Raw genomic sequence first — 22,872 nt, forward strand, 5'->3', positions numbered from 1 at the left:
GCCTGTTCTAATATCCTTATCAAGTTTTGCGGCGAACGTAGCGTTCAAATAATAACGCTATTTATGCTGCCTGATATCGCGAATTTAATTCTTGATTAATAGGTCTCTCTTAAAAGGTTATTATTATGAATAAGGCAAATAACACCCCAGCTTATAATGAAAATGATGATGTTTACGCGTCAGTAGATTTAGCGGGTGAATTACCTAAGTCAACTTTCCCCATTACCGAGCGTAATCCGCGTAACGTCTTTAATGCTATCCGCGATGAACTGATGTTGGACGGTAATTCCCGCCAAAACCTGGCGACGTTCTGCCAGACCTGGGTGGATGACGAAATTCGTGAACTGATGGATCTGTCTATCGACAAGAACATGATCGATAAAGATGAATATCCGCAAACTGCCGAAATTGAAGCCCGCTGCGTCAGAATGCTGGCCGACCTGTGGAATTCGCCAACGCCGGAAACCACCCTTGGCTGTTCAACCATCGGTTCCTCTGAAGCCGCCATGCTGGGTGGGCTGGCGCTGAAATGGCAGTGGCGCAAAAAGCGTGCCGAGCAGGGGTTGCCTAGCGATAAACCGAACCTGATTTGTGGCCCGGTACAGATCTGCTGGCACAAGTTTGCTCGTTACTTTGACGTAGAGCTGCGTGAAATCCCGCTGGAAGGCGATCGTCTGATCATGAACGCGGAAGAAGTGCTCAAGCGCGTTGACGAAAACACCATTGGTGTCGTGCCAACCCTGGGCGTGACGTTCACCTGCCAGTACGAGCCGGTGAAAGAGGTCAGTGATGCGCTGGATCGCCTGCAGCAGGAAACCGGCCTGGATATTCCGATGCACATCGATGGTGCCAGCGGCGCTTTCCTGGCTCCATTCTGCTCGCCAGAACTGGAGTGGGACTTCCGTCTGCCACGGGTGAAATCCATTAACTCATCCGGTCATAAATTTGGTTTGGCGCCGTTGGGTGCTGGCTGGGTGGTATGGCGTGAAGCGGCGGATTTGCCCGAAGAGCTGATTTTCAACGTCAACTATCTCGGTGGCAACATGCCAACCTTCGCGCTGAACTTCTCACGCCCCGGTGGCCAGATCGTGGCGCAGTATTACAACTTCCTGCGCCTTGGCCGCGAAGGCTACGCCAAAATTCACAACGCTTGCTACGCCACGGCTCAGCATTTGGCGGCCGAGATTGGCAAGTTAGGGCCGTTTGAAATCCTGTTTGATGGTGACAGCGATAAAGGCATCCCGGCGCTGGCGTGGAAACTGAAAGACGGCGCGGCGATCGGTGGTTATACCCTTTACGATCTGGCGGAAAAACTTCGCGCTCGCGGTTGGCAGGTTCCGGCCTATTCGATGCCGACACACCGTGAAGACCTGGTTATTCAACGCATTCTGGTGCGCCACGGCGTGAGCTACGACCTCGGTTGCCTGCTGATCGAAGATATCAAAAGGGCGCTGGTTGAATTCGAGAATCACCCTGTCATCAACCCAGTGTCTGCGCAACAAGGCAGCGGGTTCAATCACGGCTAAGGCTAGGGCTTTATTATTTCGGGGCGGCGTTGATGCCAGCCCCGCTTTTTTCCCCACCAATATTCGCTGGGAAGAGTAACCTCTTCCTGCAGGAGAATCGTTATGGCGAGCACAGAAAAAAGCGCCGCTCCAAAACAATTAACGTTGTTAGGCTTTTTTGCTATTACTGCATCTATGGTGATGGCGGTTTATGAATATCCGACCTTTGCAACCTCGGGTTTTTCTCTGATCTTCTTCCTGCTGTTAGGCGGGTTCCTATGGTTCATTCCCGTCGGTCTATGCGCCGCTGAGATGGCGACGGTAAAAGGGTGGCAGGAAGGCGGGGTATTCACCTGGGTGTCTAAAACTCTGGGTGAAAAATGGGGCTTTGCCGCCATCTCTTTTGGCTATCTGCAAATTGCCATCGGTTTTATCCCTATGCTCTATTTTGTGCTGGGGGCACTGTCTTATATCCTCAAATGGCCTGAACTGAACGAAGACCCGATCGTTAAAACCGTCGCGGCATTGGTTATCTTGTGGGGTCTGGCGTTCACCCAGTTCGGTGGCACCAAAAACACCGCGCGCATTGCCAAGATTGGCTTCTTTGCCGGCATCCTGTTACCGGCGGCTGTCCTGGTGATCCTGTCCGTCAGCTATCTGCATTCTGGTGCGCCGCTGGCCATCGAAATGAACGCCTCTACCTTCTTCCCAGACTTTACCCAAATGGGGACGCTGGTGGTGTTCGTGGCGTTTATCCTGAGCTATATGGGCGTTGAAGCCTCGGCGACTCACGTCAACGAGATGAAAAACCCAGGCCGGGATTACCCGCTTGCCATGCTGTTGCTGATGGTTGCGGCCATTTGTTTAAGTTCTGTCGGCGGGCTTTCTATCGCAGCGGTGATCCCACGTGGTGAAATCAACCTTTCTGCAGGGGTGATGCAAACCTTCAGCGTGTTGATCTCGCACTTCGGTCCGCAGTTTGAATGGGCTGTTCGCGTCATTGCTGCACTGCTGCTGTTGGGCGTGTTGGCAGAAATCGCTGCCTGGATTGTTGGGCCGTCTCGCGGCATGCTGGTTACCGCACAACAAGGGATCTTGCCTGCTCGCTTTGCCAAAATGAACAAGAATGGGGTGCCGGTTGCACTGGTGATTTCTCAGTTGGTGATTACCTCGATTGCGTTGATTGTCCTGACCAACACCGGGGCGGCAATAACATGTCCTTCCTGATTGCGCTGGCGTTGACCGTGGTGATCTACCTGTGCAGTTACTTCCTGCTGTTCCTGGGCTACATCAAACTGGTACGTAAACAGCCGGAAAACGAACGTGTCTTCAATATTCCGGGTGGCAACATGGTCAAGCTTGCCGTGGCTACTATTGGTTTGCTGACCTCTGCGGTTGCCTTTGTGGTCTCATTCTTCCCGCCTTCAGGTCTGGCCGGGGTAGAAGCCAACCATATGTACGTGACTATGCTGGTGGTATGTTTCCTGGTGGTTGTGGCTATCCCGTTCATTATCTATGCGCTGCATGATAAACGCTTGAAGGCGACCAACCTCAAGCTGGTGCCTGTAAGCACGGATTCTGCACCAGAAGGGCACTTCTTTATCCACCCGCGTGCACGCTCCGCGCACCATATTTTTGTCGATGACAAGCAAGTGCATTAATCGTTATTCGTTCAAGCACTGAATCACCAGGCAGGTTGCGGTGGGTAATAACCCACTTCAATCTGCTTTTTGCGTTTAAGGGGGGCGTAACATGCTGCAAATTGTTTCCTGCACCTGACTCTGACTCCGTATAGGGGGGAACAGAGGGCACCAGCTAACCATTGATTATCCAGATGGGCGCAGCATGCAGCGCCCCTACGGTTTGAGTCTGGCCGTTGATGTTACAGTTCGCCTCCCATACTCGACTACAGCGCCGTAACGGCTCCCTCTCCCTTTGGGCGAGGGTTGGGGTGAGGGGCATTATTTTCGCCTGATTGAACGCCCAGTCATTGACCAATGACAAGGCGGCATGGGTGGCAGCCTCTTTATAATCAGGCCCGTTTGTCTTCTCACTGGTGTGGAACCATGGCTTATCAACTGAATCTTAACTGGCCCGAATTTTTAGAGAAATACTGGCAAAAACAACCTGTGGTATTAAAAAATGCCTTCCCGAACTTTGTCGATCCGATCACCCCGGACGAGTTGGCCGGTTTGGCGATGGAGGTTGAGGTAGACAGCCGTCTGGTCAGCCAAACCCATGGTCAATGGCAGGCCAGCCACGGGCCGTTCGAGCATTTTGATAACCTGGGGGAAACCGGCTGGTCGCTGCTGGCGCAGGCGGTAAACCACTGGCATGCCCCGTCAGCGGAGCTGGTCACCCCGTTCCGCGTGTTACCGGACTGGCGGTTTGACGATCTGATGATCTCTTTCTCGGTTCCTGGCGGCGGCGTAGGGCCACATATCGATCAATACGACGTATTTATCATCCAGGGCATGGGGAGCCGCCGCTGGCGCGTGGGTGACAAACTGCCGCTGAAGCAGTTTTGCCCGCATCCGGCGCTGCTGCACGTGGAACCTTTCGAGCCGATTATCGATGAAGATCTGGCGCCGGGCGATATCTTGTATATTCCGCCGGGCTTCCCGCACGACGGCTTTACCCACCAAACCGCGCTCAACTATTCCGTTGGCTTCCGTGGCCCTAACGGCAGGGATTTAATCAGTAGCTTCGCGGACTATGCGCTGGAAAACGATCTCGGGGGCGAGCATTACAGCGATCCTGATTTAACCTGCCGGGAACATCCGGGCCGGGTTGAAGAGTATGAGCTCGATCGCCTGCGTGGGATGATGACGGATCTGATTAATCAGCCGGAAGATTTTAAACAGTGGTTTGGCCGCTTCGTGACCACGCCACGCCACGAGTTGGATATCGCCCTAGCGCAACCACCTTACGAGCAGGATGAGGTTCTCGAAGCGTTGATGGACGGTGCCGTCCTGACTCGCCTGAGTGGCTTAAGAGTGCTGGAGGTGGGTGGCAGCTTCTTTATCAACAGCGAACGCCTGGATACCGTCGAGCCTAACGCCGCCGATGCCCTATGCCGTTACACTATCGTCGGTAAGCAAGAGTTAGGTGAGGCGCTGCAAAACCCGGCGTTCGTTGCCGAGTTAACCGGTCTGGTTAATCAGGGTTATTGGTTCTTCGACGAGTAAGCGGTATAGATTTCCCCCAGGTCACGGCGCAAGCCTTTGCCTGGGGGAGTTAATTAATCCACCAGAACACGCTTATTGGTCGCGCCCCAAAGGATCGACATCTCGGTAAATAACGCCCCGCTAATGTCTTCAACTTCGGTGGCGGTGATTTCTGCATTACCCTGCTTGCCGAAGAACACCACCTCATCACCAGGAGTGACGCCTTTCACATCGGTCACGTCCACCATCACGGTATTCATCGAGGTTTTACCCACCACCGGCACCCGCTGCCCCTGGATCAGTACATGACCGGCATTGCTGAACACACGGCGATAACCGTCGGCATAACCCACTGGGATGTTCGCCAATACTGAATCGCGTTTCAGGGTGTAGGTACGATCGTAACCGACGGTATTGCCTTTAGGGTAATGGTTGAGTGCCGCGATGGATGACTTGAAGGTCATCACGCGTTTGTAGTCGTTACTGGCAATGGTATCGCCATAAAACACCCCGCCAACGCGCACCATATCAAGCCAGGACTCTGGCACGGTGAGGGTCGCAAAGGTATTGGCAACGTGTAAGGTCACGTCGCTGCGTTTGATCCCGGTAATGTCTAGCACCTGCTGGGATTGCACCTTAAAGCGGGCAAGATCCTTGCGCACCGCGGCTGCATCTTCCTCAGGATAGTGGGACATAATGCCGACCATTTTCAGATGAGGTAATGCCGAGATAGCCTTGGCTTCAGCCAATCCGGCAGCTTCGCTGACTTCCAGACCGTTACGTGACATGCCGCCAGAGTTCAGTGCCAAATGGAAGCGTAGGGTTTTGCCCTGCTGGGCGGCAATGGCATCCAGGCGCTTCGCCATTTCCAGATTACCGATCAGCTCTTCGGTGTCATAGTCGGTAGCCTGGCGCATCTCTGCTTCGGTGGCATTACGCACGCGCATCAGGCGGCCTTTGAAGCCGAGTTCGCGCACGGTTTGCAGCTCTTGATTACTGGCCACTCCAATACACTGCACGTGGTTCTTGATCATCACGGGTGCCACCAGCGAAAGGTCATGCCCGTAGGCATCGCCTTTCAAAATGGCGCAAAGGGTAGTTTTATCGCCCAACAGTTGCTGAATCTTGTGGGTGTTATATTCCAGCGCGCTTTGCGAGATTTCCAACCGGGCATTGCTGACTACTGCTGGTGAAATTTTAGCCGTAGCGGCGAGGGAATGAGTGGGGTTGGTGGCAGTGGGTTGATGGCAAGCCACCAACGTTAATAGCGGTATTAAGACTAAATGGCGTAAATGTAGCGGCATATTCCCTTCCTGGTGAAATAAAAAAGAGTTTTTATCGGCCTCAGTCAGTTTTTTTATCTGATTTGACGGCGGGTGTGGCTGAGCGATCAGCGGCATTAAATAAATGATAAAAGTGACTTTTTGTCAAATTTATTAATAATCTACAAGGGTGGAAAAGGATGCGGGTAATAAATGTAGCTATTGGGTTTTCCCCTCACCCCAACCCTCTCCCACAGGGAGAGGGAGCTGATAGTCCCAGCTCTTTTAGACGTAAATAGATAATCTCAGAAAACTCGATCGCCTCCTCATTCATGGTATGTCGCCGAATTTTTAGAACCACACCAGAGAGTAAGAAGAAAGTTAGGATATTATGCAGAGCAATCAATGAACTCGATCTGATCCCCTCTCCCACAGGGAGAGGGAGCTGATAGCCCCAGCTCTTTTAGACGTAAATAGATAATCTCAGAAAACTCGATCGCCTTCTCATTCATGGTGTGTCGCCGAATTTTCAGGACCACATCAGGGAGTAAGAAGAAGAAAGATTGGGTATTATGCAGAGCAATCAATGAACTCGATCTGATCCCCTCTCCCACAGGGAGAGGGAGCTGTTAGTCCCAGCTCTTTTAGACGTAAATAGATAATCTCAGAAAACTCGATCGCCCCCTCATTCATGGTATGTCGCCGAATTTTCAGAACCACATCAGGGCGTAAGAAGAAAAATAAGGTATTATGCAGAGCAATCAATGAACTCGATCTGATCCCCTCTCCCTTTGGGAGAGGGTTAGGGTGAGGGGCATCATTGTCGTATTGTTATAGCCTGACAGCATTATTTCATGGAATGCAGGCCAATCACGTTGCCTTCACTATCTTTGGCGATGGAAATAAAACCATTTTCGCCGATGGCAAATTTTTCTTTCAGGATTTCACCGCCGTTTGGGACAATGCGGCTTTCTTCTACGGCGCAATCCTCACATGACAGATAAACCATGGTGCCACCTGCTCCAACTGGCACGCCAGCCATTTTAACCAGTGCGCCGCCAGACCCTTCGCCACCTTCTTGGTAAGGGAACATCAGGTATTCCATGCCCTCGGTTTCCAGTTTTTCTAACTGGGTGTTGAATACTGCCTCATAGAATTTCTTTGCTCGTGGCATATCAGTAACATAAATTTCAAACCAGCTAACGACATTTTTATTCATGGTATTCTCCAGTGGTATTGATTGTTGTTCCTGGTTGGTTATGTTACATCTACTGTTTATTTATACAGTGACATGGATCACGTAATCAACTCGTATTTGGTCTGCTGCTGGGGACTGACCAGGGCGAACGCTATTCAACAAAGCCTAATGCGATGATAACTTATCCGCTGGGTTTATTCCTGTTGCCGATATTGTAATATCTTATGCCAGATATTTTTTTATTAATCATATAATGAGTTTATATTTTTTGTTTTTAATTGTGGATTATTCTTATTTTTAATTAAGATTAATCCATAACGTGGGATAGGTAAGGCTTTAATGTTGACTGTGGATTTACTCTATTATTATAATTTATTCGCTTTAAGACGATTATATCTCGTCAAATTAAAGTTATTTTCTAGAAAAATAGTGCAAGTTCATTTTGGTAATTACTATAAGGATATATTTATGAAAAAATTAAACGCATCTGAAGTTTCAAATGTTATTGGTGGTTATGTACTTGGTTGTGTTATTACCTATGAGCGTCAAACCACAGGTACCGGTACCTCTGCGGTGACCGTTTGCCGTCGCGTTGCCACCTGCCAAGGCAAGTTCGGTGAGTTTTTGACTCGTGAACCAGCCGATCTGGCTCGCTGCGGTGCTTAATCGCAAGTAATCGTTAAGGTACGGCACTCTGGATGGTGTCGTCCCTTTCCTTCTCTCCCCCTATTCTCTTCTTCTTTCTGCGATTATTTATAGCAATTATCCCCGCGACGAAAGCTATCCTTTATCTGTAGTTTGTGATCCCAGCATCAAACCCCCTGAACAATGTTGAACGTATGTTATCGGTTTGTTATGTTGATTTTCTGGCTGATGCCAAAATAGCTGCACCTTTCGGGGCATGCTGCTCAGTACGATAAGCCTGTTCTCTTTTGTTACTTATGTTTCAAGGGGTTAATCATGGTGGTTGCTACCCTGCTCGCTGATGCCAGTTTTGAACAGTGGTTAGGCCAAATCAATTCTGCCTGTGGCCGGTTTTGTGCCAAAACCCTGGCACCTGGGTTTGCCGGTGCGATCCAGGAGTTCCACACCCATGCATTACGCCTGAGCGTAGTCGATGCTGCCCAGACCCGGCTTTACCGCACCCGCCGCGAAGTAGAGCAAAGTGACGGTTGCCACTTTTTTACCGTATTCCAACTGCGTGGCCAGGCGGTTATGGAGCAGGGCGATCGGCAGGCGGTGCTGTCTGCCGGGGATATCACCCTGATTGACGCCGCGCAGCCCAGCAGCTTTACCTACCAACAGGGTTCCCGCCAGTTATCACTGTTGCTGCCGCGTAGTTATCTCGAGCAGCAGCTGCGTTTTACCGATCTGCCCTGTGCGCGGCGTATTGCCGCCGATAACGCAGTGGCTAAACTCAGCCAGCAGTTAGTGTTGGGCAGTATGCAGAATACGCAGATGAGCCGCCTGGAGAGCGAAGCGGTGCTTAACGCCGTGGCCACCTTGTTACAGCCTGCCTTGATGGAGCAAGACGAGGGGCAAGATAGCCATGAGCGCATTTTTACCCGTTCTCTGGCGTTTATCGATCAGCATATTCAGTCCGAACAGTTGCGCCCAGAATGGGTTGCCAGTGAAATCGGCGTCTCCGTGCGTAGTCTATACCGGCTATTTGCCCGCAAGGGGCTGGTGGTGGCGCAGTACATTAAAAACCGTCGTCTGGATCTCTGCGCCCAGGTTTTGCGCCAGGCCAAGGAGCGGCAAAAGCTGGCCAATATTGGTTATGACTGGGGATTTACCGATCACAGCCATTTCTCCACCGCCTTCAAGGCCCGTTTTGGCGTCTCACCGAGCGCGTACCGCAAGCAGTATCTGTAACCCCGCCTGGATGATTTGCCAGCAGATTGTCAGGAGTGACAAATCGGATGGCAAGCACAACAAAATATCCCCAGTGAAGAGTTGCTATGGTGAATTGGGGCCCCGTAAAACGGGCTCATCACAACAACAACGGCGGTAATGTCTCTTTGATGGGTGACGGGGGAAAGATGGTAGCTAACACAACAACAATCAAAACCAAACGTCTGCCAGCGGCGATTGCGCTGGCGTTAGGCTTGCTGATCGGCGCGGGTTGGCAGACAGCGGCGTTGGCACATGGCGCTGCGGCACATATGGTTCCGCTGCAAAAAACGCTGGAGGAGTTTGGTGCCAGCGTGCAGTGGGATGACTACGCCCGCATGTTCGTTATCGTGAAAGATGGTGCCTATGTGAAGGTCAAACCGGATAGCCGCGAAGCCATCGTTAACGGCAAGCCGCTGAGATTACAGGTGCCGGTGGTGTTCAAGGGTAAAACGGCCTATATGTCCGACGAGTTTATCAACGAGGTGTTCCAATCCGGTCTGGATCAGACCTTTGCGGTGGAACATCGGGCCCATCCGCTAAATCCCTTGAGTGCGGCGGAGATTAACGCGGCGGTCGCTATCATCAAGGCGGCCCCGGAGTATAAAAACAACGTGCGCTTTACCGAAATCTCGCTGCGTGAACCGGAAAAAAGCCAGGTCTGGCAGTTCGTGCTAGGCGGTCGCGACGTACAGCAACCCAGGCAGGCCGACATCACGCTGCTCGACGGGGTACACGTGATTGAAACCGTGGTCGATCTGCAACAGAAAAAAGTGCTGTCCTGGCAGCCGATCAAAGACGCTCAGGGAATGGTGCTGCTGGATGACTTCGCCAGCGTTCAGAGCATTATCAACGGCAGTAAAGAGTATGCCGAAGCCCTGAAGAAACATGGCGTTGTGGACCCGAGCAAAGTGATCACCACGCCGCTGACCGTTGGCTTTTTTGACGGCAAAGATGGCCTGCAGCAGGACCAACGCCTGCTGAAAGTGGTCAGCTATCTCGATGTTGGCGATGGCAACTATTGGGCTCATCCGATCGAAAACCTGGTGGCGGTGGTCGACCTCGAACAGAAGAAAATCATCAAAATTGAAGAGGGGCCGGTGATCCCGGTGCCGATGAAGCCAACGCCGTATGACGGACGCGATCGTAAGGCCCCGAAAATCAAACCGTTGGATATCATTGAGCCGGAAGGCAAAAACTACACCATCACCGGTAACACCATCCACTGGCAGAACTGGGATTTCCACCTGCATCTGAATTCCCGCGTCGGGCCGGTGATTTCAACCGTGACCTATAACGATAATGGCCGTAAGCGCAAGGTGATGTATGAAGGGGCGCTGGGCGGCATGATCGTGCCTTATGGCGATCCGGACGTGGGCTGGTATTTCAAAGCCTATCTGGATGCCGGGGATTACGGCATGGGCACGCTTACCTCACCGATTGCTCTTGGCAAAGATGCACCGCAAAATGCGGTGTTGCTGGATGAAACCATCGCCGATTACACCGGCAAGCCGACCGCTATTCCACGGGCCATCGCCATCTTTGAGCGTTACGCCGGGCCGGAGTACAAGCATCAGGAAATGGGGCAGCCGAATATCAGCACCGAGCGTCGCGAACTGGTGGTGCGCTGGATCAGTACGGTGGGCAACTACGATTACATCTTCGACTGGGTTTTCCACCAGAACGGCACTATTGGTATCGACGCTGGGGCAACGGGTATCGAAGCGGTGAAAGGGGTGAAAGCCAGAACCATGCAGGATCCGACGGCCAAGCAGGATACGCAATACGGCACGCTGATCGATCACAACATTGTGGGCACCACCCATCAGCACATTTACAACTTCCGGCTGGATATGGATGTGGATGGCGAAAATAACAGCCTGGTAGAGTTGAACCCGGATGTGAAGCCTAACGATCGGGGCGGCCCGCGCACCAGCACCATGCAGGTCGATCAGGTGAAAGTTACTACCGAACAGCAGGCGGCACAGAAATTCGATCCTTCCACCATCCGCTTGCTGAGCAACCCGAACCGGTTGAACAAGATGGGTAACCCGGTTTCCTATCAGGTGATCCCGTATGCGGGCGGTACGCACCCGATCGCCAAGGGGGCCAATTTTGGCAAGGACGAATGGATTTACCACCGTCTGAGCTTTATGGATCGGCAACTGTGGGTGACCCGCTATAACCCGAATGAACGCTATCCGGAAGGCAAATACCCGAATCGCTCGATCCACGATACCGGGCTGGGCCAGTACACGGCGGACAATCAGCCGATAGACAACACCGACGACGTGGTCTGGCTCACCACCGGCACCACCCATGTGGCGCGAGCGGAAGAGTGGCCGATTATGCCAACCGAGTGGGTGCACGCCTTGCTCAAACCGTGGAACTTCTTCGATGAAACGCCAACGCTGAATCTGAACGGGCAAAAGCAGCAGTAAGCCAGATTGAAGGAGTAGAGGAGCAGCGGGCTCCGGCAATCTATTGATTATCCAGACGGGCGCAGCATGCAGCGCCCCTACGGTTTGGTTCTGTTGGCGTTTGTCAGCAGTATGCCAAAGAACGACTCCTGCACCTGAGCCTAACTCCGTACCAGCTCCCTCTCCCTGTGGAGTACAGAACGCAGGCCTTGATGGTTGCTTAATTTTAAACCGTCCAACTTCTTGGGGTCAGTTCACATGCAGCGCCCCTACGGTTTGGTTCTGTTGGCGTTTGTCAGCAGTATGCCAAAGAACGACTCCTGCATCTGAGCCTAACTCCGTACCAGCTCCCTCTCCCTGTGGGAGAGGGTTGGGGTGAGGGGAGCAGCGATATCGGGTGACAGCTAATAACACAGGGGGCGAATGAGAATTCGCCCCCTGACTATTTAACGGATGAAGTGCGGTTAGTAACGAATACACACCGATTTGGACTCGGTATAAGCATCCAACCAGTCCGGGCCGAAATCACGGCCGCTGCCAGACTGCTTGAAGCCGCCAAACGGCATGTTGGCGTCGATTAACGTATGAGTGTTGACCCACACCGTGCCCGCCTGAATGCGTGGCGTATAAGCCATCGCCGCTTGCAGGCTGGTGGTCCACAGGCTGGCCGTCAGGCCATAGTCGGTATCGTTGGCCTTCTGCAGCGCCTCCTCGGCATCCGCTACGCGGATCAGGTTGACGACCGGGCCAAACACTTCTTCCCGCGCCAGGTTCAGGCTGTCATCGGGATTGATCACCAGCGTTGGGGGAATATAGAAGCCTTGTAAATCAGGCCCGGCGGCACCGGTGATCAACTCGGCGTGTTTGTTGCGGGCATCATCCAGATAGGCGGCCACCTTGTTGCGGTGCTCTTTGGACACCAGCGGGTTGATCTGGGCGTTGCCATCCATCCCCGGCCCGACAGAAAGCGACTTCACCGCCTGCTCAAAACCGGCGACCAGTCGATCGTAAATCGGTGCTTCGATATAGATACGTGAGCTGGCGGCGCAGACCTGCCCCTGGTTGAGGAAGCTGCCGGCCATCAACCCTTCGATCACCTGTTGCAGATCGGCATCTTTCAGCACAATGGCCGGGTTTTTACCGCCCAGTTCTAACGTGACGCGGGTCAACCGATCCGCCGCCGCGCGTGCGATCCCTTTCCCCACTGGCGTGGAGCCAGTAAAACTCACTTTGGCGATCAGCGGATGTTCCGTCAGCGCCTTACCGCAGACCGCTCCCTTGCCGGTCACCACGTTAAACACGCCCGGTGGCACACCAGCTTCGCTTGCCAGTTCCGCTATACGCAGCAGGGTAAGAGGCGTCGTTTCAGACGGTTTGATGACGATGGAACAGCCTGCGGCCAGCGCTGGCATTACCTTCCACATGCCAATCAGCAGCGGGAAGTTCCAGGGGACAATCCCGGCCACTACGCCGATCGGCTCCTTGCGGGTATAGACCTGATATTTGGCTCCCGGCGGCATCGGAATGGAGACATCCAGGGTTTGGCCGACGATCTTGGTGGTCAGCCCGGCGGTATAGCGCATCCAGTTCAGCGTGCAGCCCACTTCAAAGGCGCGGGAGATGTTGATGGATTTCCCCTGTTCCAGGGTTTCCAACTGGGCCAGCTCCTCGGCGTGTTGCTCAACCAGATCGGCGAAGCGCAGTAAAATGCGCTCACGTTCGGCGGGTAGGCGCTGTGCCCAAACGCCAGCGGTAAAGGCCTGATGGGCTGAGATGACGGCCAGTTCCACGTCGGCGGCGTTGGCATCGGCGGTGCAGGAGATCTGTTTGCCGTCAGCAGGGTTATAGACCGCCAGCCGCGATTCGGCCTGGGAGGTTTGCCACTGGCCGTTGATATACAGGCCGTGCTGACGATCGAGGAAACGGACTACGCTGTCCAGTATGGTCACATTAGGCATACGCCCTCCTAAGGGAATAAACGGATCGTTACCCTTAACAGTCTATAGCGTTATGCCCAATGCGGTTTTCATCTGCCTGACATTTGGTTTGTACTGCGTGACACTTGCGGACTATTTACGCGCCAGCAAGGTGGCGAAACGCAGTTTGATGCGGTTGCCCTCGGCATCTACGCGGTGCAGCTCGCCGGGGTTCTCGTTATATTTGATGATGTCCCAATCCTGATAATAATCGGCTAACTCATCCGGTTTGAAGGTGAATGAGAAGGGCACCGTGCAGGGGTAATCTGGCGTATCCATGGCCGCGACGATCAGGTTGTAGCCTCCTTTAACCGTGCTGTCTTGCATATTGCGCACGATGTGTGGGATCTGCTGGCGATCCAGGAACATAAACACCACGGTAGACAAGATAAAGTCGTACTGGCCGCTAAAGCGATGAGTATTGAGATCCTGCTCGCTGGCGCTGATGTGTGAAAGCTGCTCGGTGGCTATGATCTGGTTTATTGCGGCGATCGACGCAGCGTTTTTGTCCCAGGCGGTAACATCAAAGCCTTTCAGGTTGAGATACAGCGAATTGCGGCCGCTGCCGCAGCCCAGATCCAGCGTCTTGCCGGGCGCGATCAGTTTGGCGGCCTCAAGGACTTCGGAATGGGTGGCCGTCAGGGAGTATTTTTGGGTGTAGTAGTTTTCTGGCAGGGTGGTCTGCTGATCCATCATGATGTTCCTCTATATTTGATGTATATAAAATACATCTTTAATGGCCTTTTGCCTAGCCGTTGAGAGGAGCACAGTATACCCGTTCAGTTTGGCCTGGCGGTATCCCTGCGCCAGGCCCTGGTTTTATCAGGCAATGCGCCTTGGATTGTGCAGCCCAAAGTTAAAGCTGTTGCAGCGGCGGCAGAACTCTTTCATCGCCGGTGGGGAATCCATCATCGGCAATTTCACCTCGATAAACGCCAACTGGTCCTGACGCGAAGCCTGCTCCAGTGCCATCTCCAGCTGTTGGCTGGTTGCTACCGCGACGCAAAACGCCTGAGTCTGCGGGCTTAGCACCGCCGGGAGTTTGGCGTAATCCCACGAGCCGATATCGTTATAAGACGACGTTTCGCCAAGGATATAGCGCTCAATGGTGTAACCGTCGTTATTGATCAGAAAGACGATCGGCTTTTGCTCATGGCGTAACAGCGTTGAGAGCTCCTGGGCGGTGAGCTGGAAGGAGCCATCACCAATAAACAGCAACTGCCGCCGTTGGGGCGCGGCCATCATCGTGCCGAGCAATGCCGGTAAGGTATAGCCGATCGATCCCCAAATCGGTTGGTTGACCACGGTAATGCCGTTTGGCATTCGCATGCCGCCGATCGCTGCACCAGAGGTGCCATTTTCAACGACCAGCACGTCATCCGCCTGAATAAAGTGCCGTATCCGCTGCCAGAAATAGTCCTGATAGAGCGGTTCGCTGCTTGGCTGCGCCAGTTTTTGCTGCGGTCCGGATAGTGGCTTCAGCGGCGGCTGGCTGGTGGCTGGAGCTTTCTCCAGTAGAGCTTGCAGCAGCTCGCTTGCCGTTACCGCAGGGTAGGAAACGTTATCCAGCTTCAGCGAAAACGGCTGAATATCCACCACCGACTGCTCTGGGATCTGCTGGCTGAAATAGCCGGTGGTGGAATCCACCAGGCGTACGCCAAAGCTGAGGATGCAATCTGACTGGGCCATCAGCTCAAACAACTCGGGGCGAGACAGATCGCCGTTGTAGCCGCCTTGCCAGCCCGGCGTGTTCTCTGAGATCGCACATTTTGCCGTGGGCATATTGGTCAACGGGATGGCGAATTTATCCGCCAGCGTTAACACCTGCGTTTGAAGTTGATATCGTTCGACCATCTGATCGATCAGGATGATTGGCCGTTTAGCACGGCTAATTCGTTCGAGCAGGGCTGCGCTGGCAAGCTGAAGATGGCTGGCATCGCTGCTTGGCAAGCGATACGGGGCGGGATTATCGGCAACCTCAATTTCCACTTCACAAATGTCTGAAGGGAGCTGCAGGTAAACCGGTTTTTTGCGTTGCCAGGCGCAGGCGATGACTCGCGGGATCTCCGTGGCGGCATTTTCCGGGGTGATGAGCGCCTGCGCCACGGTGAACTGCCGGAAACAGTTCATCACGTTATCAAAATTGCCGTCTGCCAGGGAGTGGTGCAGCAGCGCATTGCCCTGCATGGCGTGCAGCGGTGGCGTACCCGCAATGCAAATCACCGGGGACGATTCCGCATAGGCTCCGGCAATGCCGGAAAGGGCCGCCAGATCGCCCACGCCATAGGTGGTGATCAACGCCCCGGCGCCTTTGAGGCGGGCATAGCCGTCGGCGGCGTAAGCGGCGTTCAGCTCGTTACAGTTGCCAATGAATTCGCACTCTTGGTCATGCTCGATGGTTTCCAGTAGCGCCAGGTTGTAATCGCCGGGCACGCCGTAGATGCGATCCACTTTCAGGGCGCGCAGCTGTTGCAGGATGAATGAACCTATGGTGATCCTCATTGATTGCTCCACATTCACGTCAATTTATTGTTATTTAACCGCGCGCAGCAGGGAACGGCTGGCGATGTCGCGTGGTTAATCGTTGAAAATGCGAGTCGCTTGTAGGGCGTCAGCATTAACAGTTGGTGAAAGTGGCGGCTTGTTCAAGCTGAGCGGGTTTGGGGGAAGGATTGCCTATCGTATCAAGGAGTTTACGACCCAAAAGGGGTAGCAGCAGCGGTTTTCGCAAGGGGCGGTACTTTTCTTGCATTGATGGCCGCTGGAAATTGCGGCAAGGGCAGAAGCGAAAAGCCAGACGGGTACTTTCCGCCATCTTCACTTCTCTCCTGGCTGGGCGTCAATTTTTCGCTACGCCAGGAGGACGATAATTTAGAGTCGAAGAGTGGCGCTCAGAAGAACATGATCCAGGCCGCCGAAATTGGCATCGCCAACACCAAGGCTGGCAGCATATTGGCTACCGGGAACAGCTTGATACCACAAATGCGCAAGCCGGTGGCCAACATCATTAACCCGCCAACGGCAGAGAAATCGGCCTGCATCGCCGGTGTGGTCAGCGGCAAAATGAACACGGCGCCAAACGCCAGCGCTAACTGGATGACCAACTGCGGGACGGCGATCAGCGCCACGGCTAGGCCAAGCGTGGAAGCAAAAATCAGCGCGGTGAACAGATCGAGGAAAGATTTGGCGATCAGCACGCTGGCATCCCCGGTCATCCCTTCGTGCATCGAGCCAAAGATGCCGGTGCCGCTGGCGCAGAACAGCACGATAATGGCGACATATGCCTCCAGAAACTCTTTCTGGTCCTCTCTGACAGCGCCTTTGGGGGACATCAGATTACGGGCCCAGCCTGCGATGCGGCTAATGCCCCGTTCAATGTAGCAAAGCTCGCCAAGCAGTGCTCCCAGCACCAGTGCCAATACCATCACCGGCATATGTGCTACCTTGCCGATCAGCACTACGCCCATCCCCATCGAGGTAATACCAAAAGTCATTGGCAATGCCAGGCGCACCCGCTCCGGCAGCCTATGACCCAACATTGCCCCTGCAATACCCCCGGCCAATATTGCTGCACCATTAATAAATGGACCAATAACCATACCTATCCCTCGGCAAATAAAACCTAAGGTTCCTCCATAAGTCGTTGAGGTGCAAGCAGGATAACCGGAGTTTTCTGACAGACAATGCGTGTACAGGCGCATAACTTGGGTGCGTACGCCGATGGGCACCAAACTTAACCGTCTCTCAACGAGGGGCGATAAAAGCATCGGGCCAGTGAGATACGGCTTGCTCAGGATAGGACGATCGGTAAGAATCCCCGGCTTTATTTTTACAGGAGTTGTGAAATGGTGGTTAAAAGGATCTTGTTAGCCGGGGGGTTGGCGTTGATATTTCCTGCACTGCCTTCCTACGCCGAAGTTAGTGCGGAAAATAGCAATGTCGCGCACGCTGAAGAGCCAGGCTGGTGGGGGCGTTTTACCGGCAACGTGGCGGAAACCTGGAACAACTCGCCTAATAAGGAGCTCTATCTCCCGACGATCACCTGGCACAACCGCTGGACCTACGACAAGGAAAAGACCGACGAGTATAACGAGCGCCCTTGGGGGGCTGGCTATGGCATCTCACGGTTTGATGCCGATGGTGATTGGCACGCGATCTACCTGATGGCGTTCAAGGACTCTTACAACAAGTGGGAGCCGATCGGCGGTTATGCCTATGAGAAGATCTGGCGGCCGATTGAAGGGGAGGATTTCCGTCTGGGGCTTGGGTTTACCGCCAGCGTGACCGCTCGCGACAACTGGAAATATATCCCGATCCCCGCGCCGCTGCCGTTGGCGTCAATCGGTTATAAGCAACTGACCTTCCAGGCCACCTATATTCCGGGTACCTACAACAACGGTAACGTGTTCTTCGGCTGGTTACGCTGGCAGTTCTGATGACTTGCCGAAATTCTGAAAAATGCGCGGCAGCCCGAATAAACGGAACTTGTCGGTTGGCACGGCGTCCGAGCTAAGCGTGGTGTTAATTGCGCCGTCATTTTGCAGTTAAAGGAGTCTTGCCGTTATGAATACCAAACATCGCTTATTGTTGGCCCTGAGCTTGACCACGGTAATGGCTACGGGCAGTGCCCAGGCCGCCGGGTTGATGGACTCCCTCAGCAGTGCCGCCACAGAACTGAGCAAATCGGGTGGCAGCACCAGCAACGGCGGCATGTCGCTGTCTTCGCTTAGCGGATTACTCAACGGCGGTGATAAAGCGTTGAGCTCCTCTAGCATGACCAACGCCGCAGGGATCTTGCAGTACTGCGTGCAGAATAACGTTCTATCGGCGAACGGCACCGAAGCGGTGAAAGACCAACTGCTGAATAAACTGGGCATCACCAGCACGGCCAATGCCAACAGTGAAGATTATCAGCAAGGTCTGGGTGGCCTGTTAAATACCGGCAAGGGCAACACGCTGGATCTCAATAGCCTTGGCACCTCGCAAATCACCGAGAAGGTGAAGCTGAAAGCCTGCGATCTGGTGCTGAAACAGGGTATGTCCTTTATTTCCTGATCCCCCGGGGGCAGCGATGTTCCTACTCAACTCACGGTGAAGATAATCTCAATGAACAAGATGCTGATACTTTCTCTTTTCGCTAGTGTGGCTTTGTTACAGGGGTGTACGGTGAAAACCAATGATGATGCGCCTGCGCCGCCAAAGGTGATTGGCATGGCAAATCCGGCAGATGTGTATTGCAGCCAGATTGGCGGCAAGCTTAACCCCAAGCAGAATGCTCAGGGGCAGTATTCCACCTGCACCTTGCCTGATGGGCAAGAGATTGAAAGCTGGGAGCTGTTCCGCCGCGACCACCCAGTGAAAAAATAACCCGCTAGGACGGCGCTAGAAATCTCTATCACTGATTGGATGATATTGATCTGGCCCCTCCTCTGAAAAGGTTAATGGCAGCCTGTCATCGGGCCGATCTGCTACCGAGAGAGCCGTACGGAAGCTACAACCGCTGTGGATGTTTTTCACCTTCATCACATAGCGGCCGTTGGGCTCCAGCTTGATATTGAAGCTGCTGGCGGCGGGGAGGAACACCTCGGCCAGCAGTTGCTTGCTGGTGTTCTCTAGTTTGACCAACACGGCAAATTCATTGTGCTGATTATCCAGCGCCAACGTCTGCAATTTGCTGCCTGCTTGCCAATCTGGCTCATGCAGATAACCTGCCGAAGCGGGCCACGGGCTGCCCTGATTGTCGGACAGCGGCCCAACGCAGTGTTGGCGAGCCTCTCGTAACGGGGCTTCCCGCTGGATCACGTAATTCTGTGGTGCGGCAAGGGTAAAACTCTCCTCCTGTACTCCTTCACTCAAGTGGCGTTTAGCCAGAAAAACCCCGGCAGCAAGCAGCATAAAGAAGATCAATAGGGTCAGTCGATTGCGGAAGATCGGTGCCAATAGTCTGCCCGGCAGTTGAAACAGCCAGCTTGCAACTCTCAATAGCATTGTTTTTCCTTTATGGCCGCCTGTCTTTCAAGCCGCAACTTGCCTTTCAATGGGTGTTTAATCAGAGCGTTACGTCTGCGTTAACGTAACTTTTTCCAGTATAGCCAACATCCTGATGGCGAAAATCGCCAAAAGCGCTTTTTCTCAGATTGATGGCAATGTCGTCGGGTATGGAGGCGATCTGTAACACCAACGATTGGGCTCAAAACGTAGGGGCGCTGCATGCTGCGCCCGTTTTACAACACCTACGTTTTGAGCGGGTGGGGGTTGTTAGCCATCTTCTTTTTAGACAAAGTATTTGTACGGTTTTATACGTTTGTGTACATTATTGTTCATTGTCACTTCGCCGGACCTTCAGAATGTCAAAACTGCTGCCCAATGAGCGCCACCAGGCCATCCTTGCCACCTTGCAACAGCAGGGGCGAGTGCTGGCGATCGAAATGGCGGCGCAGCTGCATACCACTGAGGCCACCATCCGCCGCGATCTGCGCCAACTCGCGGCGCAAAACCTGTGCAAACGGATCTATGGTGGTGCGTTGGCGCTCACGCCTGCCGGTGGCTATTTGGCCGAACGGGTTGAGATTAGTGGCGATGAAAAGCATCGGCTGGCCCAGGCAGCCTTGCCTCTGATCCAGAGCGGGCAGGTGATCTTTCTCGATGCGGGTAGCACCTATCTTTACCTGGCCGATCTGCTGCCCCGCGATCGGCAACTCACCGTGGTGACCAATGCGCTAAGCGTAGCCAGCCGCCTGCTGGAACGCCCTGGGATCCGTACTATTTTGATAGGCGGTGAGGTAGATGCAGAAATTGGCGGCAGCGTCGATGCCAAGGCATTGGCCGAGATTGCCTCGTTTCGTTTCGACATCGCCTTCACCGGCGTCTGTGCTTACGATCCCGACAGTGGCTTTACCGCGCTGCGCTATCAGGAGGCGCAGTTCAAGACGCAGATGCTGGCACGCGCTGGCAACGTCGCGGTGCTGTGTACTCGTGACAAGTTCAATACCTACGCGCCTTATACGCTAATGCCCGCCAGCCAGGTCGATTATCTGGTGATTGCCCGTGGCGGCCATACGCAACTCGAACAGCAGGTCACTCTCAGCGGTGGCAACGTGCTGTATATTCCCGCAGATGATGGAGAGTGAGGATGAAAATCGCCCATGTTGCCCTATGGACACAGGATATTGAGGCTCAGGTCGGCTTCTGGCAGCGCTATTTCAATGGCGTAGCGGGGGAGGAGTATGTGAGCAAGAATCGCCCAGGCTTTATCTCGCGCTTTGTTCAACTGGCGGATGGCCCCGCGCTGGAGATCATGTGCGTTCCTGGCCTATTGCCGGGGGGGAAAGGGGAGGAACGCGTGGGTTGGGCCCATATTGCGCTGTCGCTCGGTAGCGAGGCGTTGGTGGATGAACTGGCACTGCGGGCCAAGCAAGAGGGGATTTTGCAGGCGGCACCGCGCTGGACCGGCGATGGCTTTTATGAGGCCATCATTCGCGATCCAGACGGCAACGCGATCGAAATCACCGCCTGATCACGCTTCCTCCAGGGCGGCAAACTGCTGAGCCAGAAAATCTATCAGCAGCCGTACCGCTGGCAGCATGCCACGGCGTGAGGGATAGACAATGTGGATCACGCCACCCTGAGGTTGCCAGCCGGGCAGCAGCTGTACCAGATCGCCCCGCAGGATCTCGTCGTGCATCATCATGGTCGGTAGTTGAACGATACCGGCCCCGGCAATTGCCGCAGTACGCAGCATCAGCATATCGTCGGTGACCAGTCTGGGCTGATGCTCCCACTGGAACGTCTGCCCCTCCGGGCCGCTGAGTTGCCATTGATGCTGCGTTCTGGCCGGGCCGAGATCGAGCGTTGGGTAGTGCTGTAACCCAGCAGGCGAATCGATAGCGCCGATGGTGCGTACCAATGCCGGGCTTGCTGCGATGCACCAGCTGCGCTGAGCCAGGATTTTCAATACCAGGTCGCTGTCTTCTAACGGCGGTGGCCTGACGCGAACCGCCAGATCCAACCCTTCACCCACCACATCGACCCGGCGGTTGGTTGCCTCCAGGTGCACCGTCACCTGTGGATAATCCGCCATAAACCTGGCCACCATACTACCGATACGCGTATGCAACATCGCCACTGGGCAAGACATGCGTACCGTGCCGCAAGGCTCCGCCCGTGTCTGTTCGATCGCCTGCTGTGCCGCTTCGGCCTCAACCAGCATCGCCTTGCAGTGCACATAATAGCTTTGCCCTAAATCGGTCACCGAGAAACGCCGGGTTGAACGCTGGATCAGGCGTACGCCGAGCCGTTCTTCCAACTGCGCCACGCGGCGGCTGAGCTTCGATTTAGGAATGCCCAGCGCACGCCCTGCCGAGGCAAATCCCTGATGGTCTACCACGCTGGCGAAGAAATACAGATCGTTCAGGTCTGTCTGCATCGGTGCCCTTATCGTTCTATTGATAGAACACTGAGTGTATATCTTGCCGACTACTGCTGCAAATCGCCTTGGACTAAACTTCTGTCATCAACGTTAGGCCGCGAGGCCTGCAACAGGAGTTTAAGATGAAAAAGATCCTTGGTGTTTATAACAGCCCTGAAGCTCACTGGGTCGGCAACGGTTTTCTGGTGAATTCCCTGTTCTCGTATAACGAGCTGGGTGCAGAGATGAGCCCGTTCCTGCTGCTGGATCACGCTGCGCCAACCAAATTCCGTTCGCACAGTGGCCGACGTGGCGTGGGGCAGCATCCCCATCGCGGGTTTGAAACGGTCACCATCGTCTATCAGGGCGAAGTAGAGCATCGCGATTCCACCGGCAGCGGTGGGGTGATCGGCCCTGGCGATGTGCAGTGGATGACGGCAGCGTCGGGCATCTTGCACGAAGAGTTTCATTCCAAAGACTTTTCGCAGAAAGGGGGCACCATAGAAATGGTGCAACTTTGGGTCAACCTGCCAGCCAAAGACAAAATGGCGGCGCCGGGTTACCAGACTTTGCTCAACCAGGATATTCCTGTCGTGCCTCTGGCGGATAACGCCGGGCAGGTCAGGGTGATTGCCGGGAACTACGGCGGTCATGCTGGCCCAGCGCGTACCTTCAGCCCGATCAACGTGTGGGATATGAAGCTGAACGCCGGGCATACCACCACCTTGCAGGTGGAGGAAGGGCATACGCTGGCCGTGGTCATGCTGCATGGGGCGATTCTGGTCAACGGCGAGCAGATTGTGCGGGAAACGCAAATGGTGCTGCTGGATCGCGCTGGTGACTCCATCACCCTTGAGGCAAATGGTGACGTCAGCTTGCTGGTGCTGAGTGGTGAGCCTATCGATGAGCCTATCGTCGGTTACGGCCCCTTCGTGATGAACAGCGAGGCGGAGATCCAACAGGCTTTCCGTGATTTCAACAGCGGTCAGTTTGGCGCGATGCCGCTGACTACCGCAGGCAGCAATCAATAACCTCTGTGTCCCG

General features: G+C 54.1%; 19 protein-coding genes and 1 pseudogene. 12 read left to right on the forward strand and 8 right to left on the reverse strand.

The window, feature by feature from the left end; genetic code table 11:
* The first annotated feature begins 125 nt into the window (after nucleotides 1-125).
* From D9980_RS26240 to D9980_RS26250, 3 genes and pseudogenes are all read left to right on the forward strand, one after another.
* Complete coding sequence (locus D9980_RS26240; protein WP_121608882.1) at nucleotides 126-1,526, forward strand: glutamate decarboxylase; 1,401 nt, start codon at nucleotides 126-128, stop codon at nucleotides 1,524-1,526.
* A gap of 102 nt (nucleotides 1,527-1,628) precedes the next feature.
* Nucleotides 1,629-3,166 (forward strand): annotated as a pseudogene (gene gadC / locus D9980_RS26245) (glutamate:gamma-aminobutyrate antiporter).
* A gap of 405 nt (nucleotides 3,167-3,571) precedes the next feature.
* Complete coding sequence (locus D9980_RS26250) at nucleotides 3,572-4,693, forward strand: cupin domain-containing protein (protein ID WP_121608883.1); 1,122 nt, start codon at nucleotides 3,572-3,574, stop codon at nucleotides 4,691-4,693.
* A gap of 53 nt (nucleotides 4,694-4,746) precedes the next feature.
* On the opposite strand, the gene alr is transcribed toward D9980_RS26250, so the two are convergent.
* Nucleotides 4,747-5,976, reverse strand: a complete 1,230-nt coding sequence (gene alr / locus D9980_RS26255; protein ID WP_121608884.1) for an alanine racemase — start codon at nucleotides 5,974-5,976, stop codon at nucleotides 4,747-4,749.
* 805 nt (nucleotides 5,977-6,781) lie between these two features.
* The gene (locus D9980_RS26260) at nucleotides 6,782-7,153 is read right to left on the reverse strand and encodes a VOC family protein (RefSeq protein ID WP_121608885.1); all 372 of its coding nucleotides are present in this window, start codon (nucleotides 7,151-7,153) and stop codon (nucleotides 6,782-6,784) included.
* Between the two features lie 447 nt (nucleotides 7,154-7,600).
* Between D9980_RS26260 and D9980_RS26805 the strand changes: the two genes are divergently transcribed.
* From D9980_RS26805 to tynA, 3 genes are all read left to right on the forward strand, one after another.
* Nucleotides 7,601-7,798, forward strand: coding sequence for a DUF4762 family protein (locus tag D9980_RS26805; RefSeq protein ID WP_021805545.1), 198 nt, complete (start codon nucleotides 7,601-7,603; stop codon nucleotides 7,796-7,798).
* A gap of 294 nt (nucleotides 7,799-8,092) precedes the next feature.
* Nucleotides 8,093-9,007, forward strand: coding sequence for a transcriptional regulator FeaR (feaR, locus tag D9980_RS26270; RefSeq protein ID WP_121608887.1), 915 nt, complete (start codon nucleotides 8,093-8,095; stop codon nucleotides 9,005-9,007).
* A gap of 167 nt (nucleotides 9,008-9,174) precedes the next feature.
* A complete protein-coding gene (tynA, locus tag D9980_RS26275; protein WP_121609095.1) occupies nucleotides 9,175-11,466 on the forward strand; it encodes a primary-amine oxidase in 2,292 nt (763 codons plus the stop codon).
* Nucleotides 11,467-11,909: 443 nt separating this feature from the next.
* Here tynA and D9980_RS26280 read toward each other — a convergent pair whose 3' ends face one another.
* From D9980_RS26280 to D9980_RS26295, 4 genes are all read right to left on the reverse strand, one after another.
* A complete protein-coding gene (locus D9980_RS26280; protein ID WP_121608888.1) occupies nucleotides 11,910-13,403 on the reverse strand; it encodes an aldehyde dehydrogenase family protein in 1,494 nt (497 codons plus the stop codon).
* Between the two features lie 111 nt (nucleotides 13,404-13,514).
* Nucleotides 13,515-14,117 (reverse strand): tellurite resistance methyltransferase TehB, encoded by a 603-nt coding sequence (gene tehB / locus D9980_RS26285; RefSeq protein ID WP_121608889.1) that lies wholly within the window; start codon nucleotides 14,115-14,117, stop codon nucleotides 13,515-13,517.
* A 126-nt stretch (nucleotides 14,118-14,243) separates the two neighbouring features.
* Nucleotides 14,244-15,923: an alpha-keto acid decarboxylase family protein gene (locus D9980_RS26290; protein WP_121608890.1), complete on the reverse strand. Its 1,680-nt coding sequence runs from the start codon at nucleotides 15,921-15,923 to the stop codon at nucleotides 14,244-14,246.
* A 389-nt stretch (nucleotides 15,924-16,312) separates the two neighbouring features.
* Complete coding sequence (locus tag D9980_RS26295) at nucleotides 16,313-17,020, reverse strand: DUF554 domain-containing protein (RefSeq protein WP_071683057.1); 708 nt, start codon at nucleotides 17,018-17,020, stop codon at nucleotides 16,313-16,315.
* A gap of 246 nt (nucleotides 17,021-17,266) precedes the next feature.
* On the opposite strand from D9980_RS26295, the gene pagP reads away from it, so the two are divergent.
* The 3 genes from pagP to D9980_RS26310 all read left to right on the forward strand — a co-directional run bounded on the left by pagP (nucleotide 17,267) and on the right by D9980_RS26310 (nucleotide 18,788).
* Nucleotides 17,267-17,857 carry a lipid IV(A) palmitoyltransferase PagP gene (gene pagP, locus D9980_RS26300; RefSeq protein WP_121608891.1) on the forward strand — a complete coding sequence of 197 codons (591 nt, stop codon included), beginning with the start codon at nucleotides 17,267-17,269 and terminating at the stop codon, nucleotides 17,855-17,857.
* A 127-nt stretch (nucleotides 17,858-17,984) separates the two neighbouring features.
* Nucleotides 17,985-18,476, forward strand: coding sequence for a DUF2501 domain-containing protein (locus D9980_RS26305; protein WP_121608892.1), 492 nt, complete (start codon nucleotides 17,985-17,987; stop codon nucleotides 18,474-18,476).
* Between the two features lie 51 nt (nucleotides 18,477-18,527).
* Nucleotides 18,528-18,788: a DUF333 domain-containing protein gene (locus D9980_RS26310; protein ID WP_024483882.1), complete on the forward strand. Its 261-nt coding sequence runs from the start codon at nucleotides 18,528-18,530 to the stop codon at nucleotides 18,786-18,788.
* 15 nt (nucleotides 18,789-18,803) lie between these two features.
* On the opposite strand, the gene D9980_RS26315 is transcribed toward D9980_RS26310, so the two are convergent.
* A complete protein-coding gene (locus tag D9980_RS26315) occupies nucleotides 18,804-19,409 on the reverse strand; it encodes a hypothetical protein (protein WP_121608893.1) in 606 nt (201 codons plus the stop codon).
* A 359-nt stretch (nucleotides 19,410-19,768) separates the two neighbouring features.
* On the opposite strand from D9980_RS26315, the gene D9980_RS26320 reads away from it, so the two are divergent.
* Nucleotides 19,769-20,551, forward strand: coding sequence for a DeoR/GlpR family DNA-binding transcription regulator (locus D9980_RS26320; RefSeq protein WP_121608894.1), 783 nt, complete (start codon nucleotides 19,769-19,771; stop codon nucleotides 20,549-20,551).
* A gap of 2 nt (nucleotides 20,552-20,553) precedes the next feature.
* Nucleotides 20,554-20,937: a VOC family protein gene (locus D9980_RS26325; RefSeq protein WP_121608895.1), complete on the forward strand. Its 384-nt coding sequence runs from the start codon at nucleotides 20,554-20,556 to the stop codon at nucleotides 20,935-20,937.
* On the opposite strand, the gene D9980_RS26330 is transcribed toward D9980_RS26325, so the two are convergent.
* A complete protein-coding gene (locus D9980_RS26330; RefSeq protein WP_121608896.1) occupies nucleotides 20,938-21,846 on the reverse strand; it encodes a LysR family transcriptional regulator in 909 nt (302 codons plus the stop codon). It abuts the gene before it with no gap.
* A 125-nt stretch (nucleotides 21,847-21,971) separates the two neighbouring features.
* On the opposite strand from D9980_RS26330, the gene D9980_RS26335 reads away from it, so the two are divergent.
* Entirely contained in the window at nucleotides 21,972-22,859 is an 888-nt protein-coding gene (locus D9980_RS26335) for a pirin family protein (protein ID WP_024483887.1), read from the forward strand.
* The last annotated feature ends 13 nt before the right edge of the window (nucleotides 22,860-22,872 follow it).

The sequence above is a fragment of the Serratia sp. 3ACOL1 genome, from assembly GCF_003668775.1.
GTDB classification, from domain to species: domain Bacteria; phylum Pseudomonadota; class Gammaproteobacteria; order Enterobacterales; family Enterobacteriaceae; genus Chania; species Chania fonticola.